Origin of the sequence: Flavobacterium sediminilitoris, assembly GCF_023008245.1 — a bacterium.
GTDB classification, from domain to species: domain Bacteria; phylum Bacteroidota; class Bacteroidia; order Flavobacteriales; family Flavobacteriaceae; genus Flavobacterium; species Flavobacterium sediminilitoris.
Map to the genome: position 1 here is coordinate 2,006,639 of NZ_CP090145.1, position 25,579 is coordinate 2,032,217.

General features: G+C 29.6%; 17 protein-coding genes. 9 read left to right on the forward strand and 8 right to left on the reverse strand.

Translation table 11 applies throughout. The features are described from left to right. Nucleotides 1-137: 137 nt before the first annotated feature. The 3 genes from LXD69_RS09015 to LXD69_RS09030 form a co-directional block, all read right to left on the reverse strand. Entirely contained in the window at nt 138-314 is a 177-nt protein-coding gene (locus LXD69_RS09015; protein ID WP_161794128.1) for a DUF5522 domain-containing protein, read from the reverse strand. Nucleotides 315-755: 441 nt separating this feature from the next. Continuing rightward, a complete protein-coding gene (locus tag LXD69_RS09025) occupies nt 756-4,346 on the reverse strand; it encodes a hypothetical protein (protein ID WP_246914713.1) in 3,591 nt (1,196 codons plus the stop codon). A 933-nt stretch (nt 4,347-5,279) separates the two neighbouring features. After that, on the reverse strand, nt 5,280-6,692 hold the full coding sequence (locus tag LXD69_RS09030) for a pilus assembly protein (RefSeq protein WP_052705420.1): 1,413 nt from the start codon (nt 6,690-6,692) through the stop codon (nt 5,280-5,282). Nucleotides 6,693-6,991: 299 nt separating this feature from the next. Here LXD69_RS09030 and LXD69_RS09035 point away from each other — a divergent pair, with 299 nt between their 5' ends. The 4 genes from LXD69_RS09035 (at nt 6,992) to hemL (ending at nt 12,022) form a co-directional block, all read left to right on the forward strand. Beyond that, entirely contained in the window at nt 6,992-8,911 is a 1,920-nt protein-coding gene (locus LXD69_RS09035; protein ID WP_246914716.1) for a T9SS type A sorting domain-containing protein, read from the forward strand. 68 nt (nt 8,912-8,979) lie between these two features. Continuing rightward, nucleotides 8,980-9,873: a 1-aminocyclopropane-1-carboxylate deaminase/D-cysteine desulfhydrase gene (locus tag LXD69_RS09040; protein WP_246914718.1), complete on the forward strand. Its 894-nt coding sequence runs from the start codon at nt 8,980-8,982 to the stop codon at nt 9,871-9,873. Continuing rightward, nucleotides 9,870-10,736: a glucosaminidase domain-containing protein gene (locus LXD69_RS09045; protein WP_246914721.1), complete on the forward strand. Its 867-nt coding sequence runs from the start codon at nt 9,870-9,872 to the stop codon at nt 10,734-10,736. The genes LXD69_RS09040 and LXD69_RS09045 overlap by 4 nt, the downstream gene beginning before the upstream one ends. Continuing rightward, the gene (hemL, locus tag LXD69_RS09050) at nt 10,736-12,022 is read left to right on the forward strand and encodes a glutamate-1-semialdehyde 2,1-aminomutase (protein ID WP_246914723.1); all 1,287 of its coding nucleotides are present in this window, start codon (nt 10,736-10,738) and stop codon (nt 12,020-12,022) included. Before LXD69_RS09045 ends, hemL begins: the two co-directional genes overlap by 1 nt. Nucleotides 12,023-12,053: 31 nt before the next feature. Here hemL and LXD69_RS09055 read toward each other — a convergent pair whose 3' ends face one another. The 5 genes from LXD69_RS09055 to LXD69_RS09075 form a co-directional block, all read right to left on the reverse strand. Beyond that, nucleotides 12,054-14,501 carry a CAP domain-containing protein gene (locus tag LXD69_RS09055; protein WP_246914725.1) on the reverse strand — a complete coding sequence of 816 codons (2,448 nt, stop codon included), beginning with the start codon at nt 14,499-14,501 and terminating at the stop codon, nt 12,054-12,056. Between the two features lie 70 nt (nt 14,502-14,571). After that, nucleotides 14,572-16,803: a cation:proton antiporter domain-containing protein gene (locus LXD69_RS09060; protein ID WP_045967645.1), complete on the reverse strand. Its 2,232-nt coding sequence runs from the start codon at nt 16,801-16,803 to the stop codon at nt 14,572-14,574. A gap of 150 nt (nt 16,804-16,953) precedes the next feature. Further along, a complete protein-coding gene (purB, locus tag LXD69_RS09065; protein ID WP_246914727.1) occupies nt 16,954-18,300 on the reverse strand; it encodes an adenylosuccinate lyase in 1,347 nt (448 codons plus the stop codon). A 255-nt stretch (nt 18,301-18,555) separates the two neighbouring features. After that, entirely contained in the window at nt 18,556-19,338 is a 783-nt protein-coding gene (locus tag LXD69_RS09070; protein ID WP_246914729.1) for an anti-sigma factor, read from the reverse strand. After that, entirely contained in the window at nt 19,331-19,861 is a 531-nt protein-coding gene (locus LXD69_RS09075; RefSeq protein WP_246914732.1) for an RNA polymerase sigma factor, read from the reverse strand. The genes LXD69_RS09070 and LXD69_RS09075 overlap by 8 nt, the downstream gene beginning before the upstream one ends. 112 nt (nt 19,862-19,973) lie before the next feature. Here LXD69_RS09075 and LXD69_RS09080 point away from each other — a divergent pair, with 112 nt between their 5' ends. From LXD69_RS09080 to LXD69_RS09100, 5 genes are all read left to right on the forward strand, one after another. Beyond that, nucleotides 19,974-20,621: a DUF4331 family protein gene (locus LXD69_RS09080; RefSeq protein WP_246914734.1), complete on the forward strand. Its 648-nt coding sequence runs from the start codon at nt 19,974-19,976 to the stop codon at nt 20,619-20,621. A gap of 28 nt (nt 20,622-20,649) precedes the next feature. Next, entirely contained in the window at nt 20,650-21,201 is a 552-nt protein-coding gene (locus LXD69_RS09085; protein WP_045967652.1) for a DUF4331 family protein, read from the forward strand. A 79-nt stretch (nt 21,202-21,280) separates the two neighbouring features. Further along, a complete protein-coding gene (locus LXD69_RS09090; RefSeq protein WP_246914737.1) occupies nt 21,281-22,582 on the forward strand; it encodes a tetratricopeptide repeat protein in 1,302 nt (433 codons plus the stop codon). A 70-nt stretch (nt 22,583-22,652) separates the two neighbouring features. Next, nucleotides 22,653-24,875, forward strand: a complete 2,223-nt coding sequence (locus LXD69_RS09095) for a TonB-dependent receptor (protein WP_246914739.1) — start codon at nt 22,653-22,655, stop codon at nt 24,873-24,875. A 31-nt stretch (nt 24,876-24,906) separates the two neighbouring features. Further along, nucleotides 24,907-25,575, forward strand: coding sequence for a TrmH family RNA methyltransferase (locus tag LXD69_RS09100; protein ID WP_246914741.1), 669 nt, complete (start codon nt 24,907-24,909; stop codon nt 25,573-25,575). Nucleotides 25,576-25,579 lie beyond the last annotated feature (4 nt).

The following is a 25,579-nucleotide window of genomic DNA, read 5'->3' on the forward strand; positions in this document are numbered from 1 at the left end:
AATAAAAGATGAAGCATACGGCTCAATCGAAGTGAAATGTAGGACATGTCCTTGAAAAACTAAGGATACCGAATATCTGACCTATGATACGATTTGTATATTTTTATTTTATATTGGAATAGTCGAATGTCCATTTTTTATTTTTTTATTGTTCCCGTTTTTTTGTCATAGCCATAAGGACAGTGACGGCAACCGCTTTTGCAACAATAACCTCTTTTTAGATGATAAGTAGAGGTGAAGCATTTGTAACCTTCTGGCGTATAATAAAAATCTTCGCCTTCTTTTAGATTGTTAGGATCTAATTTATTGTCCATAAAGATAAATCTATATCTAATTCTTTTTTAGATTCTTCAAAAATAAATATTTTTATTCAAGTTTACTTCTTTACTTTGGTAAAATAATAAGTTAAAGACGTTTTTAAATTATAGATTAATGATATTATTTGTTTCGAAATATTTAATCCCTAAGAATTTTAGAGGGATGACTATTTTTCCTTTTGTTATATTATCTCATAAAAAAGATAAGACAAATGAAGTGTTAATACATCATGAAAGAATACATATTAGGCAGCAAGTGGAAATGTTAGTAGTTCTTTTTTTTATATGGTATGGTGTTGAATTTTTTCTGCGTTTTTTGCAATATAAAAATTGGAATTTGGCTTATAGGAATATTTCGTTTGAAAGAGAATCATATTCAAATGAAAATGACCTTAACTATCTAAAGAAAAGGTCATTTTGGATGTTTTTAAAATATATTTAGAAAATTACTTTTTTGTGAATTATATTTCCATTTACTAGTTCTATTTGAAGAATTAATGTTGTATTGTTTTTTTGTAAATTTTGAACGATAACTTCTGAAGTACTTATGTTTTGAATATCGGTTAGTTTCTTACCTAATACATCAAAAATTTGAATAGTCTTGATTTCTTTTTCTGTGGCTTTGATTGTTAAGTTTTCATTTGAAATTACAATTATATTATTTTCATTAGGTGTAACATCTAAATTGCTTAAAGTATTAGTTGTGTATCTTAATATAAAACGATTATCAATATTTCCAGAGTTTGATGTAAAGCTATATGGGTTTAACTTTAAGTCATGAATAATTTCATTTTGTAAATCTTCAATATATATATTGTTGTTAGAATCACTAAATAAACCATCAACAGCATTAATCGCAATTGAATAAGAACCACTTTGAGGAATATACATTCCAAGTTGAACCTGATCATCTATTACAAAAGGAAGTTTTCTACTTTGAATATTTAGTTTTGCAGTTTCTGCAATAGAGTAAATATCAAAATTGTTTTTATCAACTGCAGTTGCATCATAAAGTCTATCGATTTCGTTTGTTGCATTTGTAATATAACCGATCATTGTTCTTGCTGAACTTCCCGTTTGGTCAATAATATCTAGCCATATTCTGTTTTTTTCAATTTGAGTAGAACCCGAAGTTCTGAAGAATTGATTATTGCTATAAGTGTTATGTCTCATAGAGTTATTGAAAAGAACATTTTCAGAAGTTGATGAACTTGTGTGGTTCATTAAAACAAAAAATCCTTGACCAGCAGCAATATATCCATCATAAGTATTAGGGCCTGATGAGCTACCAGCAGCGTTATAAGTAATGTAGTCATTAACAGTATAGTTATATCCAAAGTCTTCATAGAATGGATCAGGAATAGCTAAACTAGGAAGTGTTCCGTGTGTCCAAACTTTTATGAAACCTGCTATGTTTGTGTTTAAAGTTAGAAAATCAATTGCATTAATTGATGATGGATATGGATTTCCTATTAAATTCCAATTGTCATCGTCTTTTGTTACTGGCGTGGTAGTTGGACCAAGGTAATTGATTCCGTTATAACTACTTCTAGCTATAGGAACACTAATATTACCATTGTTTGGAGTTCCTGTGAATGTTCCTGTAAGAGTTTGGAATGTGTTCAGAAAATTACTTGGTGATTTAACAATGTATCCTTTTCCTGTTAACATGTTTTCTCCAGTACTTATCCAATTACCAAAATCACTAGTATATCCAGATGGGATAGTAGGTTCCCATTTGTATTTTGAACTTCCAAGAATGTTAGTTAGTGGGAAATTTGATACTGGTGATGACCAATATACATAATCTAAACGTCTAACATTTGCATTTCTATGCATATTCATTATTCCTGTATTAGCAATATTGTTTATTTGAATTAAACTAGCATTGTCTTGTAATTCTAGATTTCCACCTAGATTTATGTTTACCCAATCGGTAATGGTTATGTTGTTATCTGATGTGACTGTTAAATTGGCATTATTGTGAATTAATAGATTTAATCCTAATCCATTATAACTAGTTCCGTTAATAATAGGATCTGTTGAAGTGCTAGGAATTACTACACAATCTAAATCTGTTGGAACACCTGTTGGAGTCCAGTTATTTGCGTTGTTCCAGTCGCTGTTTACTGAACCAACCCAAACTTTGTTGCTATTGATGGTTATAGTGGTTTCATCTATTTCAGTTAAAGTTGCTCCTCCACAAAGTTGATAAGTTACTTCCGCAGTGTAAGTAGTGGTGCTTGTTGGGCAAACATTGATTTGATCTGTATTTCCTACAATTAATCCAGAAGTTCCAGATCCTTCATACCAAGTTATTGATGTTATAGAATTTCCATCTGGAACAAATCTCCATGCTTCATTTGTTACAGCCCAGTTTGGGTCTAATCCGTTTCTGTTTGGAGCAACTGTTCCAATTGTTCCTGTTTCGTTTTGTATTCCTACAACAGCATTACCATCATTCCATGTTCCGGCACCTAAATTATCTATGTTTTTTTCTTTGATATAGACTTCAATAACATTTGTGTTTTCATACAACACAATCATTCCAGTATATAAACTGCTATTTTCTTCATACATTGGAACATCATTCCATGAAGCTACTAAAGCACGACAACCAGTATTTAAAGTGATTAATTCCCAACCAACTTCTCCTCCTTTTGAAGGGTCTATATCGTGGAATACTCCAAAAATGGAATTTTCAATTAATGAATTATCTCCGCTTACAGGTAGGTTGGCATTAAAAGACCATCCACAAGTATCTCCTGGTAAGTTATTTGTAATGTCAAAAGTTATAACACCATTTGAACCTATTAAACATTGATTATATGTGTTTCCGTAAAAACAAAATTCGAAAGGTAAGTTTATTATTGGTGACCAAATATCATCTGTGTTGACACTAACAGGGTTTTTTAAGCAATTAAATTGATATGGTGGTTGATAGGGTATAGATTCTACAAGGTATGATGTGGTTTCTCCTAAATTCAAGTAAGTAGCTTCAAGATCAATGCATGTTGAGGTTGCTGAACAGCTTATAGGATCAGGGTCACTTCCGCTTAAATTGAGGCCTCCTGATGTTACAGATGGGCAACCTAAAGTTGTTGTTCCTTGACTATCTCCTTGTGTACAGGTAATAGATGTGTTAGGTGTGGTGGCACAAATTCCGAATGTTCCATAAGTATTGTTATAGCCCCATATTCTTACATATATAGTTGCGCCAGATGTTAATCCTGTTCTTGTTATTTTAGACATACTTCCATTTGTACTTCCGTCATCATTACATTCTAATAGTGATAAACTACCGCATGTTCCTGTGTACCATGCCATTCCTGCATCCGTCATGGTTCCTGTTTGCATGTCAACGGTAACATTTCCGCTTGGAGGAACTGTAAAAGAAAACCAGACATCTCCTCCTAAATAAGTAGCACAATTAGGATCTGGAGGTGTTGAAGGAGTTGTAGAGGCAGTTGCAGATGAATTAGAGTATGTGGTATAATTACAAGTTGCATTTATGGTTAATGGAATTGCACCTGTACAATTATCATTTGTTAAGGATGAGGATGTTACACAAATGCTACTTAAAGTCATATTATTGTTACTTCCATTATTGATAACTTTAATGTAGTATATTCCATTGGATAAAGTTGTACTGATGGTTTCGGTTTGAGCTCCATTCGTGGTGGTGGTATTTGCACAGTTTATTTGGCTTAAGCCTGTACATGATGATGTAGAAGATAATAATTGTAAAAATAGATTTTGATTAGTTGCATTAGCTGCAATGGATATGTTTAAAGGGCCTCCAGTGACCGTGAAACTATACCATCCTTCTCTTCTAAAAGTTCCAAATGAACATCCAGAAGCGTTTGGTGCACTTTGGGTGTTATCACTAATTGTACCACTTCCACATGCCCCGTTTATGGTTAGATTAGTGGCGGAAGAACAATTTGTTCCTTGAGAATATAATTTATTAATACCGATAAGACTAAAAAAAAATATTGCTGTGGTTAATAGAAAGTAATTTTTTTTCATTTTTTATTGTTAATTTTTTGTTAAAAAAATGTTAAAGTACGGCTAAGATAGATATATGTTTAACTAAATAAAAAATAATTGTTCGTTTTTTTTAATGTTTTAGATATAATGCATAAAAAAACCTTTAAACGGTAAAAAAATATTCTTTTTTTTATAAAATTAGGTTAATTATTGTTTTTTTTAGAAAAGGTAGAGTTGAATTTTGTTAACTCTAAAATAGAGAGCAGCTATGTGTGTCTTTTTTGGAGATTTTAAAAGTATGTTTCTCTGTTTTAGGATTGTAGTATGTTTCTGTGTATTTAAAATTTACTAACTTTTATTTAATAGCGTTTAAAAGTGATGATAGGTAAGAACCTATTTTTTATTGATTTGTTTTGGTGTTTCTGGTTTGAGATAAATTAAATTATTTTTGAAATATATCCTCTGTTTTGAAAAATTGCACAGTCAAAGATTTGTTGTTTTATGCTTTTAAAGGTTAATAGGTGTTTTTTTATTTTAAAAAAGATGGTGTTACGAGAAGTTTTTTATTCATGAAAGGCTCAAAAAAACATTGTCCAATTATATATATAATTGGACAAGTAATAAAGTGAAGAATTCACGGAAATAGGATGTTAACTTAATTTTTAATCTCTTTAGAAAATAAAATAATTTTCTCTTTCTTTTGTTGAAATATTTTTGAATTTATCAGATTTTAAATTTCATTAGAATTATGATATTATTTGAAAAGAAAAAAATCGACATTAATCTATAAGCCAAGAATTAATACAATACAATGGTTTTTAAATTAGGTGTTTTCTTTTAATTCTAAGTTTAGAATTTAGTGAACCCAATAGTTGTTAAAACTTTTGATTTGAGATAAGTATTGCTTGATTATATCAAGGTACTGAATTTTGACGTTGAAGAATGTCTAGTCGATTTTTTATATTTAAACGTTTATTTAATTTCTGGATTTTTAGATTTTGTAGTACTTTGTTTTAATGGTGTTGGTCCATAAGGAAGTCTTAAGTCTTCATAATAAGAAGTTATATTCCCGCTTGTGTCTTTTGAATTAGCTCTGTTTCCTACAATATGCCAAGAAAAATCAATATTACTTTTTCCGTTATTTAATTCTTTAACGAGGAAGCCATTTTTGCTTTTTTCAGAAACATAAACACCATTACATTCTCCTTCTAGTTGTATGAATACTTTTAAAGGGTGATTTGCATCTATTTTTAATGAGTTTGCTACAATCTTGTCTAATTCAATGTAGCTTTGTCCGTCGGTTAGCTTTCCAGTTCCATAGTCTTCAAATAAAACTTCGGGTGCTTCAGGACAAAACATTACTCTTGGAATATTGTTTTCGTCTGGAATTAATGTGGAAACCACTCCGTTACCTACTATTTTGTAATTTGTTCCTCCTGTTGCTGTAGCATCATTATTGTGATTATATTTTAAGCCTACATAACTATAAGAGATTCCTGCAGCAGATGTTCCTGCTGTAAAATATCCTCCGTATAATATTCTTCTTGAAGTTGCTCCTAATACTGCAATAATTTGTTCGTCCTTGCCTGCTATAGAAGCATAAGCGCTTCCGTTGCTTGTTGCAGCATTATTGTCAGAGTCAAGACTAAAAACTCCTGCGCTATTTCCGTTATGTGCTGCATTGTTAGGGGCTCCATTTCCTGTATTTCCAAAGATTCCATGTCCATTTACAGCTGAACCTGCAACTCCAGCCCCTTTATTAGGATATACTCCATTAATTCCGTTTGCGGCAGCTAGTAAGGTTGTTCCGGTTGTATGAGAATTTCGTGCCCAAACTGAATTGGTTATATTGTCGTTATTTCTAGTAATAAGAGCATCGTTAGTTCCTGCTGCAACAATATCTACTTGTGAGCCAGTGTTTCCAGTGCTGTTGATACCTATGGTACCATTACTAAGAATTCGCATTCTTTCCAAATTATTGGTGTTGAAATGAAGGTTTACAGCATCTGTTGTTCCTAGGAAATTTGTGCCAGCAGTCGTGCCACTATTTCCAGCTAGTGACCAATCTAATCCACCTGGAGATCCTGCCAATGCAATCCATTTTGTACCATCCCAATAGTAAAGACCTGGAGCTACATTGTTTGGTGAAGTTCCTGCTGTGGCTGTATTCCAAACTATTGTTCCGGAAACTAATGCTCCAGTTTGTGGGTTTAGTACCGGTGCAGCAACAGTAGTTGAGGTTAATGCTACTCTTGGAGGTATAAAACCGTGTATAGTAGAACTTATATCTAATGCTCCTGTTGGGGTTGTAGTACCGATTCCTACTTGACTGTGTGCTAGTGATACACTAAAAAAAAATAATCCAATAAGTATTTGTTTTTTCATTGTTAAATATGTTTTTGATATTAAGGTTAGTTATCGTAAATATAAAAATTAAAACTTAATTAATAATTATATTAAAATTGTCATTTTTGTTAAAGTTTTAATTGATAAAGATTAACGTTGTTGAAAGTGTATCATGACTTTAGGTAGGTTTTTGTTTCTTTCTAAAGGGATACTGATAAATAGTTGGTGGAGATAATTAAAAGTGATGTGAGATTTGAAAAATAAAAATAATTTTAATGCGTAGATGATTATTTTTTGTTATTTTTGTAGCGTACTGAAATGAAGTTAAATTATTGAATATGAAAAAAATACTACTAATCTTTGGGGTTGTATATTTGGGTTTGTTAGATCTAAATGCACAAATGTATGTTAGTCCAAACAGTTATGTGTTTGTGAATGATCAATATGTTTATGTCACTCAAGATGTTAATCTTGCAAATAACGGTAATTTCTATTTAAGGAATTCATCACAATTACTTCAAGGAACTTCTGGAAGTGGGACTAATACAGGTTTAGGAAATTTGTCGATTTTTCAAGAAGGAACATCTAATAATTTTGGATATAACTATTGGTGTTCTCCAGTAGGGGTTCCATCTGCATCAACTGGAAATTCAAGTTTTGGAATTACAAGGTTGTTTAGGCCTACTACAATAACAACAAGTGTAGCTCCAACCATTTTACCTGCTGGACAAAGTAATGGGGTTGCGACTAATTCATCACTGTCAATTGCTCAAAAATGGATTTATAAATTTGTACAATCAAATCAATACGGTCAATGGACGTATGTTGGTAATGCAAATACAATTGCTCCTGGTGAAGGATTTACTATGAAAGGTGTTTCTGGTAGTGATAATACAGTTGCAGATGTAACAGAAGGAAAAGAAAATAACCCATCAAATAATCAAAGGTATGATTTTAGAGGATTACCAAATGATGGAACTATTAATATTCCAGTAGGTAACTCTGCTGGACCAAATCCAAATAGAACATTAACAGGAAACCCTTATCCTTCAGCTATAAATTTAAATTTATTTTTGTTGGAAAATAGCGGATATACAGTGGATTATTCAACAGGAGCTGTTACTTCTGGAGGTTCTGCTGTTATTGATGGAAACGCTTATTTTTGGGAACATTCAAAATCAGCCAATTCTCATTTATTAATAAATTATGTAGGAGGTTATGGTACTTATGCTCCTAATAATGTAAATGCGTTTTCGCCAGGAACATATACTGCTCCTACATGGAATACATACAATGAGGATGGAACATTAAATGTAACAGGAGCTTCAAGTGGTAGCACATATAAAAGAATGTTTGCTCCAGTAGGACAAGGTTTTAAAGTACAAGGTGTTGTAGCTTCTGGAAATGCTCAAATGAAAAATATTTACAGAGTTTTTACAAAAGAAAGTGTTGCAAATAACTCGCAATTTGAACGTGTAGTAAATTCAACTGCTTCTGTTCAAAGTGATAAATGGGAAAATGTTCCTAACGTTGCAGGTGTAGACTATACACAGTTTTCAAAAAGAGAAGTGCCTCAGTTTAAGATTCATACAATTATGAATAATCAATATACTAGAGAAACGGCTGTTGCTTTTAATAATAATGCGACTGATGGTTTTGATTTAGTAATGGATGCTGTTACTTCTGAGTCTACTTTGCCAAAAGATGTTTACTTTCCGTTAGATGGAAATAAGCAGTTTGTTATTAATACGTTAGCTTTTGATGAGGATAAAAAAATACCTTTAGCATTTAAAGCAGATGAGGAAACAACATTTACTATTACTGTGTCAGAATTGATTAATTTTGATTTAGCTGATAATATTTATGTTCATGATAAAGTAGCAGATACATATCATGATATTAAAAACAGTACTTTTAGTGCAGATTTACCAGCAGGAGTTAATAAAGATCGTTTTGAAATTACATTTAAAGATGCTAATAATACTTTAGTGAATCCAAGCGAAATTGCTAATACTTTTCAAGTGTATCAAAATAATGATAATAGCAGCTTAACAATATTTAATTCTCTGAATAAAGATGTAGTTTCATTAAATTTATATGATGTAACAGGTAAAAGAGTTATTAGTAAATATAATTTAGGAACTGATGAGCAATATGAAATTTCAACATCTGGATTAAGTGATGGGATATATATAGTTAAATTAGAAACTAAAGACAATCTTAATGTTGATAAAAAAGTTTCTATTTATAAAAAATAAGTAGAAAAATAAAAAAGATAGATACATTGAACCTCGATTTTTATCGGGGTTTTTTGTTATTTTGCAGTGTGAACGAAAAAATTAATTTGCAACTACCCAATAATATCGAACTCTATATTAAGAGAGATGATTTGTTGCATCCTTTAATATCTGGAAATAAGTTTAGAAAATTAAAATACAACATCAAAGAAGCCAAAAAAGAAGAAGCAAAATTATTAATAACATTTGGAGGAGCTTATTCAAACCATATTTTAGCAACTGCAGCAGCAGGTAAGGAATATGGATTGAATACTTTAGGAATTATAAGAGGAGATGAATTACAAAATAAAATAATAGAAAACCCTACATTGTTATATGCTCAAGAAATGGGTATGAATTTTGAATTTATTTCTAGAGAGGCTTTTTCAAAGAAAGAAGATATTTCGTTTTTAAATGAGCTTAAAAGAAAGTATGGAAATAGCTACATCTTGCCAGAAGGAGGAACAAATGAATTAGCAATTAAAGGATGTGAAGAAATTTTAACAAAAGATGATGCGATCTTTGATTATGTATGTTGTGCAGTAGGAACAGGTGGTACAATTTCAGGAATAATAAATTCATCAAGGGACCATCAAAAAATAATAGGTTTTTCTGCTTTAAAAGGAGACTTTTTATCTGATGTAATTTGTAAATTTGTAACCAAGAAAAATTGGAATGTAAATTCAGATTATCACTTTGGAGGATATGGGAAAATAACAGATGAGTTGATTATTTTTTTAAATGATTTTTATGATACAACAAGAATTCCTTTAGATCCAATTTATACAGGTAAAATGGTTTACGGTGTTTTAGAGTTAATAAAACAGAAAGTGTTTCCAGATAATTCTAAGATATTGTTAATTCATACTGGTGGTTTACAAGGGATAATGGGAATTAATCAAATTCGAAAGAAAAAAAATAAAACAATATTAAAATACTTATGATTAAGAAAATAGTTTATGTTTTTATAGTAATCCTAATTACTAGTTGTGGTACTTCGAAGAATAGAAAAGGAAGTAAATCAAGTGGGAAAACATCAGTTGAAAACACTACTCCTAGAAAGAAAACAACTGTTACTACACGAAAAGTAGTGACTCAAAAGCCAGCTAATACATCTAACACTTCAACCGAAGAATTAGAAGCTACTTCAAAAGTTTCTGCAACATATAGTAATGTACAGGATTATATTGTCAGTTTTAAAGAAATTGCAAAACAAAACATGAAAGAATATGGAATTCCAGCGAGTATAACTTTAGCACAAGGAATTTTAGAATCAGGAGCAGGAAACGGTAGATTGTCTAGAGAAGCTAATAATCATTTTGGAATAAAATGTCATAAAGAATGGAATGGACCTTCAATATCACATGATGATGATGCCGCTCAAGAATGTTTTAGAAAATATAGTGATCCAGCAGAATCTTATAGAGATCATTCTTTGTTTTTAACATCAAGAAGTAGATACAGTAGCCTTTTTAATTTAGATAAAAGAGATTACAATGGATGGGCTAAAGGCTTAAAATCGGCAGGTTATGCGACAGATCCTAAATATCCAGCAAAGTTAATTGGAATTATTGAGAGATATGAATTGTATCAATATGATAATGAGATTTTAAACACAGAAAAAGGAGAATTGTTAGAAAGAAGTGAAATAGAATCGAGTACTAAAGATTTTTCTTATACAGTTCAAAAAGGAGATACATTGTATTCATTATCAAAAAAATTCAATATTTCTGTTGATGAATTGAAAAAGAAAAATAGATTAAATGATAATTCATTATCAATAGGTCAGAAATTAAAAATAAAATAATGTTATATAAAAGAAGTAGCGAATTATTTGTTGAAGCAAACAAAGTAATTCCTGGAGGTGTAAATTCTCCTGTAAGAGCTTTTAAAGCAGTTGGAGGAACACCAATATTTATTAAAGAAGCAAAAGGGCCATATTTATATGATGAAGATGGTAATAAATATATAGACTATATTAATTCATGGGGACCAATGATTTTAGGTCATGCTTATGAACCAGTAGTAAATGCAGTAATTGAAAGAGCTAAAAAAGGAACTTCTTTTGGAACCCCTACAGAGTTGGAAACTAAAATTGCTGAATTAGCTGTTTCAATGGTGCCAAATATTGATAAAATTCGTTTTGTTAGTTCAGGAACAGAAGCTTGTATGAGTGCTATTCGATTAGCAAGAGGCTTTACTAAAAAAGAGAAAATAATTAAATTTTCAGGATGCTATCATGGACATTCAGATTCTTTTTTAATTGCAGCAGGAAGTGGAGCTAGTACGTTTGGAATACCAAATAGTCCTGGTGTAACAGAAGGAACCGCAAAAGATACTTTATTAGCAAAATATAACGACATTGAAAATGTAAAAGCGCTATTTGAATCGAATAAAAACGAAATTGCAGCTTTAATTATAGAACCTGTTGCAGGAAATATGGGATGTATTCCTCCTCAGAATGAATTTTTAAGACAATTAAGAGAAGTTTGTACTCAAAACAAATGTTTGTTAATATTTGATGAAGTTATGACTGGATTCCGCTTAGCAAAAGGCGGAGCACAAGAACTTTTTAATGTTGATGCTGATATTGTTTGTTTTGGGAAAGTAATAGGTGGAGGTTTACCTGTTGGTGCTTTTGCTGCAAGAGAGGAAATTATGAATTATCTTTCTCCTTTAGGACCAGTATATCAAGCAGGAACATTATCGGGAAATCCGTTAGCAATGGCTGCGGGATATGAAATGCTAAAGGCGTTAAATAATAATGCTATTATTTTTGATAGATTAGAAGAGAAAACAGCCTATTTAGAAAAAGGAATTCATAAAGTATTAACAGCTAAAAATATTGTTTATACTATAAATAGAGTTGGTTCAATGATTTCTGTACATTTCGATAAAGGAGCAGTTTATGACTTCGAGACTGCTAAAAATGGTGATAATGATACTTTTAAGAAATTTTTTCATGGATTGCTTAGGAAAGGAGTTTATATTGCTCCTTCTGCTTATGAGACTTGGTTCATTACAGACGCTTTAACCTATGAAGATTTAGATTATACAATTAGAGCAATTGATGAAGTTGCAGATGAATTATAATGTTTTAAAAGCCTCATTTTTGAGGCTTTTTTTAATTACATTTTTTACAAAACTCATTTTTAATTGTAATATTCCGTAATAGGTTTTTATTTTCTTTTTGCCAATTGCACCAAGCATTTTTGTTTAATTGATATGCTTTTTTTAGAATATACTCTAATTCTGATTTATTTTTATCATTGTCAATAACAGGATAAGTTTGTGCTAATAAAAGAGCTTCTTCTTTAGTAAAAGTAGGCTTTTTCATTTCTGCTTTTAATAATGTTATTGTTCTATGATAGTTGCTCCAATGATTTAGAAATAACCCAAAATTTACCCTGTCTTTAGTTGATTTGATATTGTTTTTAAAACTATTATACACTTTGGTAAAATAATAATTAATTCCATTGTAATCATTAGTATGATTAGAATAATATAAAGCAACATAGTTGTAATTCGCAGTTAAATCTAAATTAGGCTGAAACAATGAAAAGTTGTTTTCTAATGTTTTAGGTTTAGTTACATTGGCTAATTTAGTAGTTGAAACATCCCAAGTATGAAGTAGATTTTCATTGGTAACACAGTATAAATTCAATAAATTTAGTTGAGTATCTTTATTAAAAGAGTCGAATTGAGTCAACCAATGTTTTAAGAATCGTACGGTTTTAAAGCGATCATATTGATGATTTTTGATAAGTGCAGCACATGCATTTTGAACTAATTTTTGGTTAGTCATTAATTCATTAAATACAATTTCATCAAATATTGCATAGCAAAAATCAACATCATAAAGTTTTGCAAGAGCTAAGTTTGCTCTATTATAATCTTTTTCAAGAATACCTGTACGTAAATTAATTTCATAAAGAAATTGAAGATATAATTTGTTATTAGGATTATTCGTTGTTATTTCTCCATAATAATTAGCTATGAGTTTTGAAACACGTTGTTTGTCTAAATAATCATTCCAAGTTGTCTTATTTGCATTGATGTAGCTTCTAATTTCTTCTTTCGATTTTGTTGCTAATTCGCCTAAGTTCTCCATTTCAAGTTGAATGTAGCAAGTCTCCCAATTTTCTTCAGCAATTATTTTTGAAGGTTTAATAGTTATATCTAAATTTTCTTTGCCATAATTTTCTATTGCAATAGCTCTTTCTTGATGTAATTTTTTATTCAATTCTTCTTTTCCTTCTATAGAACTATAACTATAAATTTGGGTAGAATGAATAGTTTCATTTATAAATGTAAAAGGTTCTTCAATCTTTTCTTCCGAATATTCAATTTCAGAAAATAAGATTGAGTCTTTATTTGCAACTACTTTATTAAAATTCTCGGAAATTAAAGTATCAAATTGAATAACAATTTCATCATCTGAAATTTTATCAATGTTAAAATATTCATCAGTGTTTTTAAATTTTTCAACAATTTCATTTCGCTCAAAAGCAAAAGAATGTTCTTCAGTTCTAATAATTCCTTTATTGCTTAGGGTTGTATTTTTAGGAATTTCTACTATTGGATTTATAGGGAATAGAGATATAGATTTTGATTTAATATCATGTGGAACAATATATTCACAAGCACAATTTGTGAAAATAAAAATAATGTTTAATGTAACGCTTCTTTCTTTTAAATGTTCAGGTACTTTACCTACTTTAGTGATTATTTTGTGTTTGTTTTCAGCGGTGTTGTTAGCTAGCAACTCGTCTCTATAAATAGGTTTTGAAAGTACTCCATCATAAATTGGTGATATGTCAAAATTGTTTTTTGAACCACATTGTAATTGACTTTCTTCAACAAAATCAATTGCTATAGCATCACTAGGGTTTTTAAAAATTTCTTTAAAAGTTTTAATGTCGTGGTAATAAAGTATTACATCATCTCCTTCAATTTGAAGACCATTGCTTATGTGTATTTTATCATTTAAATCAACATTCTTACAATAAATACTTTTTTCAGATAGTCCAAAAGCGTTGTTTGATAATTGATTTGGAATTACAACACCTTTTGCTCCAAATACATTGGTAGCATATAAACGTCTGGTTTTTTTATCGAATGAAAAAGCAATACCTGCTAATTCATAATTTGAATTAATTATGTTTTTATAATGTGGAGGCGATTTTTTCCATTGTATAAAGACTTTCTTTGCTAAAGCAAGAATATCTGTTTTAGAATAGTGTTTTACATCTATAGTAGTATAAAGTACATTTTCTCCAAATACATTAAAATCATTTCCTTGATAATATTTTATACGGTCTTTCGGGAATTTTTTGTCAATAACCTTTTGTTCATGAGATAATATATTTTTCTCATTCATATAAATACTATGATCTTGAGCGGCTTTGAATAATATTGCATCTTCCTTTAATTCGTCTAGTTTTAATATTTTTCTGTGCGAATTAATTTGTTTCAAGACTTCATCACTTAGCTGATTATAATCAATAATTAGTTCTTGTGCTGAAATAGAGGAAAATGTTAGAAAAAGTAATAGGGACAAAATTTTACACATACAAAAGTCTTTTTCTTACAAAATCAAATTCTATGCCAATTGTTAATGAATTGTTAAGATGAGATTTAACTTAACTGAAAAATGCTTTTATTTTCTTTTTGTCTCCAACAACCCAAATAATGTCATTTTTACTTAAAATTAAACTCGATTCAGGATTTAATATTCGTCGACCATTATGTTCAACTCCTACAATCATTCCGTTTGTTTTTTCTCGTAAATTCGATTCACGAATAGTTTTACCAATAAACCATTGATCTCTTAATTCATATTGTTGTAATACTATTTCTGATTCAAGAAGTGTTTCTGTATTTAGCTTGTGTTGCTCTAAATAATCAGCAAATTGTTTTACTTGCTCATCTGTTCCGATTATACTAATCTCATCATTCGGATATAATTTTTCTTCTTTGGAAGGAATATATATATGTAAGCCACCACGTTTTATAAATGCAATATTTACGCCTATATTTTCTCTAATTTTAACTTCTTCTAGTGTTTTTCCTGCTAAATCTGATTCGGCACAAATAGTAAAATTTGCCATGTGACCATCCCAAGGTGATAAATTATTTCGATTTAAATTTTTAGTTGTTACTTCTCTTTGATTAAAATTGGTTATAAATCGATCTTCAATTTTATGATATAATCGATTGATGTTTTTTGGAAAAATCATCATAATTACAATTGAAAAAACAAAGGCTAACAGTGCAATTTCAGGTGAGAAGAAATTGTTTAACATTAATCCAATGAAAAATAAGGCAATGGCAATTCGAATGAAAATTAAAACAATAACAGGGCCGTAATATTTTCTGTTTTTTAATAATTCTTGAACTTCAGCTTTGGCTACTCTTTTTAAAGATAGCGCCCATAAGAAAGGAGCTAAAACTAATAAGGTTAAAAAAGCTGCGATTATATGTCCATACAAAATATCATCTAATAGCGGTAACAAAAAGTTTTTAGACATTAGAATAATAGCAAAAAGAATAACAGAGTATAAGATAACTTGAAATAAGTATTCTTTGATAACAATTTTCCAAGTGCTTACTGTTTTTATAGCTTGTGAATTGGCACTGTATAATTCAATTTTTTTAACCCATTTCTTAGGTAATTTTTTCTCAACAAAAGCGGCTGTTGGAGAAGCATATTTTATCATAAATGGAGTTGTAAAAGCAGTTACAGCTGAAACAGCAACAACAATGGGATACAAAAAATCGCTTGTAACTTTTAAGGAAGTTCCAAGTGTTGCTATAATAAAAGAAAATTCACCTATTTGAGACAAACTCATACCTGTTTGTATGGATTCTTTAAGCGGTTGACCTGAAATAAGAGTTCCAATGGTAGAACTTATTGATTGTCCAAAAATAGTAACGAATGTTAGTATCATAACAGGAAAAGCATATTCAACCAAGGTATCAGGATTAATTAACATTCCAACGGATACAAAGAAAACCGCACCAAATAGATCTTTTACGGGTTTTACTAAATGTTCAATATGTTCAGCTTCATTAGTTTCTGCAATAATAGATCCCATAATGAAAGCGCCTAATGCTGGAGAGAAACCAACTTCAGAGGCAAAAATTACCATTAACAGACAAAGTGCTAATGAGATAATTAATAACATTTCATCAGAAAGTAAATGTTTTAATTTTTTTAATAATGTTGGGATGAAAAAAATACCAGATATAAACCAAATTGATAAAAAGAAGAATAGTTTTAATAAAGATTTAACCAATTCGCTTCCTGAAAATTGTTGACTTACTGCAACAGTAGAGAGCAAAACCATCATTAAAATGGCAACAATATCTTGCACAATCAGAGCTCCAATAACATTTCCTGCAAATTTTTGCGATTTTACGCCTAGTTCATCAAATGCTTTTAGAATAATAGTAGTGGAAGAAATGGAAAGAATGACACCTAAGAAAATACAGTTCATATTGTCCCAGCCCATAAATCGTCCTGCATAATAGCCTAAAACAATCATGGCAAAAATTTGTGTTAATGCAGTAATGGATGCTGTTCCTCCAACTTTTAGTAGCTTTTTAAAACTAAATTCTAAACCTAAACTAAACAATAAAAAAATGATTCCTATTTCTGCCCAAACTTCAATACTGTTAATGTCTTTTACTGTTGGAAAAAAATTAAAATTAGCACTTGCTAAAAATCCAGCAACTAAGTATCCTAAAACTAAAGGTTGTTTTAATTTACGGAAAATTAATACAGAAATTGCTGCTGTGACAAGGATTAAACCTAAATCATTGATTAAGTCTGGTAAATGAACTGCTGTGCTTGCAACTAACGAAAATGGCATTATTTTAACTTTTTTTAAAAGTACTAAATTGGAAGAATCATTACAATCCTTTTTGTAAAAATTAACAGTTTATAGCGTAAAAAAAATCCATTAGTGAATGCTAATGGATTTTATATTTTACAAAAGAATAAGTTTTATTATTTGATGCTATTATATGCCCAAATAATTACTTGGTGTAATTTGTTTCAATTCAGTTTTAATGTCATCAGAAACATTTAAAGTTTCAATAAAAGCACGAATCGATTCTTTATTAATAACTGTGTTTGTTCTAGTTAATTCTTTTAAAGCTTCATAAGGATTTGGGTAACCTTCACGTCTTAAAATAGTTTGAATTGCTTCAGCAACAACTGCCCAATTTTTCTCTAGTTCTTCAGTAAATTTAGCTTCGTTTAATAATAACTTGTTTAATCCTTTCAATGTGGCTTCAAAGGCAATGATAGTATGACCAAAAGGAACACCAACATTACGAAGAACTGTACTATCTGTTAAATCACGTTGTAAACGAGAAATAGGTAATTTAGCTGATAGATGTTCAAAAATAGCATTGGCAATGCCTAAATTTCCTTCACTGTTTTCAAAATCAATAGGATTTACTTTATGTGGCATTGCTGATGAACCAATTTCTCCAGCTTTTATTTTTTGTTTGAAATAATCCATAGAAACATACGTCCAAATATCTCTATCTAAATCAATTATTATTGTATTGATTCTTTTTAAAGCATCAAAAAAAGCAGCGAAATGATCATAATGCTCAATTTGCGTTGTTGGGAAAGAATGATGTAATCCTAGAATATCTTCAACAAATTTGGTTCCAAATTGTTTCCAATCATTGTTTGGATAAGCTACTTTATGTGCATTGTAATTTCCTGTTGCACCACCAAATTTAGCTGCAAAAGGAACATTAAATAATAAACGCATTTGTTCTTCTAAACGTTCTACAAAAACTAAAATTTCTTTTCCTAAACGAGTAGGAGAAGCAGGTTGTCCGTGTGTACGTGCAAGCATTGGAATGTCCATCCATTCAATACTTAAATCCTTTAATTTTTGAATAACAGCAATTAAAGAAGGCATATATACGTTTTCAAAAGCTTCTTTTGTAGAAAGAGGAATAGCCGTATTATTAATATCTTGAGAAGTTAATCCGAAATGAATAAATTCTTTATATTTTTCTAATCCTAAAGCATCAAATTTACTTTTAATAAAGTATTCAACTGCTTTTACATCATGATTAGTTGTTTTTTCAGTTTCTTTAATCCACAATGCATCTTCAGTAGAAAAATCAGTGTACATTTTTCTTAAAGCAGGAAATATAGTTATATCAACACCAGAAAGTTGTGGTAAAGGTAATTCACATAATGCAATAAAGTATTCTACTTCAATTAAAACGCGATACTTTATCAATGCTTCTTCTGAAAAGTAAGGAGCTAAATTCTGGGTTTTGTTTCTATATCGTCCATCAATAGGAGAAATAGCATTTAGTTCTGATAATTGTAACATGATGTTGTTGTGTTGTTGTTTACTCTGAGTTTGTTTCAGAATGGAATTAAAAAATTAAATTCAAATTTTAAAGTTGCAAATATAAGTAGAAGTTTAGAAAGTTAAAAAGTAATGATTGTCTAAAAAGTTATATTATATTTTTATAGAGTGCTTTGGCTATCTAATTATTATGGTTTGTTTATGTGAAGAATAAAAAATAGCCTCAAAATAGTATTTAAATTTTGAGGCATATTCATTCTTACATATTTTAATTTTTTAAACTTTTCCTAAAGTATAAAGTTGTTCAAGTGTAGGATTGACACTTCCGCCAGCTGGTTCTAAAGTAATTCCAAAAGCTTCAGCATCTTCAGCTTTTTCTACTTTGAAAACCTTTGAATTACTAGCTGTAAAGTTGTCTAATAAACCAATACTTTGAGGCGTTAATGGATCTAGTTTTAATCCCCAAACCTGATATACTTTTCCTTCAGGAGGTATTGGTAAACCAGCAGCATCAATATATACTTCTTTAGTTTCTTTGTTGTAATATGCCTTCGCAAAAGCATTTGGAGCTACTTCTTGTCCTGCAAGAGCTACTTGTATGTTATTATTATCTCTTACAATAGCTAATATTTTTTCAGCATCTTGTTTTTGAAACTCTAATTCTACGATAGATTCTTGCATTTTGCTTTTATCTACAGCTAAACTTTCGATAATAGTATTAGATTGATTAAATTTGTATAATTGAATACCAAAACCTAATACAAATACTGCGGCAGCAATCCAACCCATATATTGTGCATAATTTTTTCTAGGTTGTAATTGTATTACTCTATTTTTTTCTAAAAGTTGATTTCTTATTTTCTCATAATTAGTTGCGGAAAGGTGAGGAGCAACACTATGAGATAAATTAATAACAGCATTTTCTATGGCCTTAATTTCTTCTTGAATATCAATATGATTTTTTGCCATTTCTAGAACTTCGTTGTTTTCTTGCTCAGTAAGTGTGCCAAAAACATACAATTCTAAAATTCCAGATTCTATGTATTCTCTACTATTCATTGATAATCGTTCTTAATTCATTCATACAATTTCTATTATTTGTTTTTACTGTACCTAAAGGTATTTCAAGTTCTTCCGATGCTTCTTGCTGTGTATATCCTTGAAAAAACAATAATTCAATGATTTGAATACATTTAGGTTTTAATTTTTTGATAAATTTTTTTATGCCAATTGCATCAATTCTATTTAATGCTTTTGAATTGTCTTCAAGCATATATACGAAATTATCTGCGGAAAGGTTTTTTTGACTGTTATTATATCCTTTTGATCGTAATTTATCAATGCTTGTATTTCTAGCAATATTTAGCATCCAAGTATATAAACGACCTTTAGTTTCATTATAGGAGTCTATATTATTCCAAATTTTAACAAAGACTTCTTGAAGTACGTCTTCAGATTCTTCTTTGTTTTTAATTAGGTTGTAAATAACACCATATAAACTCCTAGAATAGTTGTCATATAATAATGTAAACGAATAATTATCCTTTTTAAGGAGTTCCTTAACTAATAGTTCTTGTTCCATATGTTTGTAAAGTTACCACTAATGTACTAAAAAAAAATATTTTTTCAATTTTTTAAAACCAAACGTTAAAAGTTCTCGTAACTGTAGTTATAAATCATTAAAAATCATTAAAATGAAAAATTCAAAATTATACTTAGGACTTTCACTACTAGGCTTAGTCGGTTCTATTTTAATTGCAGCCGATCATATAGATGCACCAGCAGTTCAAGGTGGAAATGCAGATATAACAGATTTTTATTCTTTTCAAGGAGCTAATACAAATAATTTAGTTTTTGTAGCGAATGTAAAAGGATTATTAAGTCCAACAATGAGTGCTTCATCATCATTTGATGAAAATGTATTAGTTGAATTTAATATTGATAATAATGGAGATAATGTTGAAGACTTAGTTATTCAAGCAATTCCAAGAAATGGAAAAATGTACTTTTTTGGACCAGTGGCACCAGGAACAGCAGGTACTTCAAGTACAATTAAAACGTCAAGTCCTCTTGGAAGTGTTGCTATTACTCCTTACGGATCAACTGCGATAACTTCATTGCAATCTGGAATTAATTTATTTGCAGGTTTAAGGGATGATCCTTTTTTCTTTGATTTTGGACAATATTCAGAGATAATTGCAGGTAATGCTTCTAGTTTTAATGCTACTGGTACGGATACATTTGCAGGAACAAATGTAATGTCTATAGTTGTTGAACTTCCTAAAACAATGCTAGGAGGAACTGGAAGATTGAATACTTGGGTAGAAACAAAAAGAAAATAATAATAACCTCTAAAAAACGAATATAATTATGAAATCAATTCAATATAAAACTTTATTTGCATCTTTAATAGTGGCTTTGTTAGTCGTAGGGTGCAACAATGACGATGATTCATACAATAACGAATCAATAGATTTTAGTGGAACATATACACAACAAGATCAAATGGGTAGACCTGCTATTAATACTGTTTTTGTTAGTTCAACTAGCAAGGATAATTTTAATGTTACTACACCATCTACAATGGGAGCTTCATTTCAATCAGCTTTTCAATCAAAATTATTAGCATTAAATTCAGGATATACAACAAATGCATTAGGACTTGATGCAGCTACTTTTACAACAGTTTTGGCAACAGATGTTTTAAACGTTTCTACAACAGGGACAACTACTTTTTTTGATGGAAACCCAGCAAATACCTTGTCGGGAAGAGCACTTGCAGATGATGTTATTGATGTTGAATTATTGTTAATTTTTGGAGGTCCAAATGGAACAGATAATTCAGGATTAACTTCAGATAATGTAAATGCAAATGATAAAACGTTTTTAGCTTCTTTTCCATATTTAGCTTCACCTTGGTAGAAACTGATTAACCAAACCTAATAAGGAGTGTCTATTGATGCTCCTTATTCTCAAATAAGACGAACTAAATACTAAAATTATGAAAAATACCACAATTAAAGCAACTTCAATAATGTTGATTTTTTTCTTATTCTTGAGTTGTAATTCAGATGAAAAAATTAAAGTAACAAATAAGGAAGATTATCAAGCTTTTCTTATTGTGAAAGAAAATGAAAAAGAAAATAATATAAAAAGAGAAATTGATTTTTGGCAAACAAAATACAATGCAGCACCAAATCAATATACTTATTTAATTTCGTTAGCAAGTTTATATTCTCAATTATTTGAAATAAAAGGAAATATTCAAGATTTATATCGTGCAGAAAAACTTTTATTAGATTGTAATAATAGAGTTAGAGGAGAAAAAGCAAGTATTCATAGATCTATAGCCAAAAATTATATTTCTCAACATCGATTTAAAGAGGCATTAGAGTATTTGAAAAAAGCATATATATTAGGTGAAAATAGACTATCTACAGAGAAGATGCTATTTGATGTTTATATGGAATTAGGAAATTATACTGAAGCTGAGAAAAAGTTAGATGTTATTCAAGATACTAAAGATTTCGATTATTTAATTCGTTTAGCAAAATGGAATGATCATAAAGGAGATTTAGATACAGCTATTAAAATAATGGAACAAGCTAAAAAAATCGCTGAAGAAACTAAGAAAGAAGACATTAAATTATGGATATATTCAAATATAGCAGATTTTTATGGCCATGCTGGGCGTATTAAAGAATCGTATGATTATTATTTAAAAACACTACAAATAGACAATCAAAATGCTTATGCATTAAAAGGAATTGCTTGGATTGTTTTTTCTTATGAAAGAGATACTAAATCAGCAATCGAAATTATCGATCATATTACAGCAAAGCATACTGTTCCTGATTTGTATCTTTTAAGAGCAGAAATGAATGAATTTGCAACAAATTATACAGAACAAAAATTAGATATTGAAGAATACTTTAAGTTGTTAAATAATCATAATTATGGAGATATGTATAATAAATATAATGCATTATTATATTCTGAAGTTTTAGATAATTCTGAAAAAGCAATTGAAATTGCTAAAAAAGAGATTCAAAATAGACCAACACCAGAATCATATGACTTATTAGCTTGGGCTTATTACCAAAATGGAGATTTTGATGAAGCATTGAAGATAGTTAAAAAGCACACTATGAATAAATCTCAGGAACCGCTGATTTTGTTTCACAATGAAATGATTTTAAAAGCTAATGATATGCTAACGAAAGAAAATTCGAATAAAGAAGAATTATTATCTAGTATATATGAATTAGGTCCAAATTTGGAAATTTTAATAATGAGAATATAATATGAAATCGTAAATAAGAAATCTCTTAAGCACATCGAAATTATCAAAAAACAAACAAAACAAATGCCAAATGAAACTCTATTTTTATTTAACGACAACTATTTTATGCTCCATTTTTGGTTATTCTCAGAAATTTAATGGAAAAGTAATAGATGCTTTTGGAAATTCAATTGCAGATGTTTATGTGTATAATGAATCGACAGAAGCACATGCACACACAAATGAATTTGGAAATTTTACCTTTTCAAATGTAACCATTAATGATACTTTTAAACTAACAAAATTAGGATATAAATCAATAAATTTTAATGTTTCTCAATTAGATAAAAAAGTAGTATTAACGATGGAAGAAGAAATATTTAAGCTTTCTGAAATTACACTTTCACCAAATGTTAACATTAATTCCAATATCATGAAAATGGATTTGACTACGAATCCAGTAAACTCATCTCAAGAAATTCTTAAAAAAGTTCCAGGACTATTTATAGGTCAACATGCAGGTGGTGGAAAAGCAGAGCAGTTGTTTTTGAGAGGCTTCGATATAGATCATGGAACAGACATTGCAATTACTGCCGATGGAATTCCTGTAAATATGGTATCTCATGCTCACGGACAAGGTTATGCCGATTTACATTTTGTAATTCCAGAAGTAATTAATAAAATTGATTTTGGAAAAGGGCCTTATACAGCTTCAAAAGGAAACTTTGCAACAGCAGGTTATGTAGATTTTGTTTCAAAAGATAAATTAAATGAAAGTAAAATAAGTTTAGAAGTAGGTCAATTTAATACTATTAGAACAGTTGGGTTATTTGATTTGTTAGGGAATTCCCCAAAATCAAACGCTTATATTGCCACAGAATATATTGTTACAGATGGGCCATTTGAATCTCCTCAAAACTTTAATCGTTTTAATCTTTTTGGAAAATACACAACCATTTTAGAAAATCAAACAAAATTAAGTTTCATAGGATCGCATTTTACAAGTAAATGGGACGCTTCTGGGCAAATTCCAATGCGTTTAGTTAATGATGGAACAATCTCTCGTTTTGGAGCGGTTGATGATACAGAAGGCGGTTTTACATCTAGAACAAATTTGGCTTTTTCAATGGACAAAATGATTGATGAAAATAGTTTTGTGAAAACAAATGCTTATTTCTCAAAATATGATTTTACATTATTTTCAAACTTCACTTTTTTCTTAAATGATCCAGTAAATGGAGATCAAATTAAGCAAAATGAAAATAGAACTCTTTATGGATTTAATACAGAGTATAGTACAAACAAAGTGTTTACCAATTATAACTTAAAAATTCAATCAGGAGTAGGAGTAAAAGTGAATTCAACTAAGGATTCTGAATTGTCGCATACATTAAATAGAAATACAGTTTTAAATTATATACAATATGGAGATATTGAAGAATCAAACTTTTTCGGATATATAAATACTAATTTCCAATTTGAAAAATTTACAATTAATCCAGGATTACGATTAGAGTATTTTAAATTTAATTATCAAGATAAATTAGCATCTACTTATAAAACACTTTCAAATGATAAAGCAAAAATATTACCAAAGCTAAATTTTAGTTATGCTCAAAATGAAAAAATAGTTTATTTCTTAAAAACAGGACTAGGATTTCATTCAAACGACACAAGAGTAGTGCTGCAAGAAGATAAAGAGATATTACCATCTGTTTTTGGAGCCGACTTAGGAACAATTTGGAAACCCAATTCTAATTTAATTATTAATACAGCTATTTGGAGTTTATTTTCAAATCAAGAATTTGTTTATGTAGGAGATGAAGGTATTGTTGAGCCATCAGGAAAATCAAGAAGAATAGGAGCGGATCTTGGAATTCGTTATCAGTTAAATGACTTTGTGTTTTTTGATTTTGATGCTAATTATGCGTTTGCAAGAAGTATTGATGAGCCAAACGGATTTGATTATATTCCATTAGCTCCAAATTTTACTTCTACAGGAGGAATAAGTATTAAAAATTATAAAAAGTTTTCAGGAAATATGCAATATCGATTTTTAGGAGATCGTCCAGCTAATGAAAATAACTCTGTTGTAGCAAATGGTTATTTTATTTCTGATTTATCATTAAATTATCAAATTAATAAATCCATTCAAATAGGTGTAATTGTTAATAATGTTTTTGATACTAAGTGGAATGAAACTCAATTTTTAACAGAATCACAGTTGCAAACCGAATCGCAAAGTGTAGAAGAAATTCATTTTACACCAGGAACACCATTTTTTGCTAAAATAAAAATGACCTATAGTTTTTAAGTTCACTTAGGGTTTTATAAATTTGAACCCCATGAAAAAAGATGTAGCGTTATTAGAATATTTAGAAGGTTTTATTTCAGAGAATAGAAAACAACGGTTTTTAGACATTCTTAAAAATAGAACCAAACACTTTACTGTTGCTGTAGAAGATGTATATCAAATGCATAATACTAGCGCTGTAATGCGTAGTTGTGAAGTTTTTGGAATACAAGAGTTAAATGTTATTGAACAAAAATACAGCAAAACTATTGATAAACAAATTGCTTTAGGAGCAGAGAAATGGGTAGATATTAATGAATTTTCTAGCAATAAATCATGTATTGATGCATTAAGAGGGAAAGGTTATCAAATTATAGCCACAACACCGCATAATGAATCTTGCTTCCTTCATGAGTTTGATATAACAAAACCTTCTGCTTTATTTTTTGGAACAGAAAAAGAAGGATTATCTGAAGACGTAATGAAAAATGCAGATGGATATTTAAAAATTCCAATGGTAGGATTTACTGAAAGTTTAAATATTTCTGTTTCAGCAGCTATAATCATTCAAGATTTGACAAACAGACTTCGAAATTCTAATATTAATTGGAATCTTACAGAAGAAGAAATTATTCAAAAACGATTAGATTGGACTAGGAAAACAATAAAAGACATTGATTTTGTGGAAAGTAGATTTCGTGAAAAAGATAATCTCTTATAAAAAA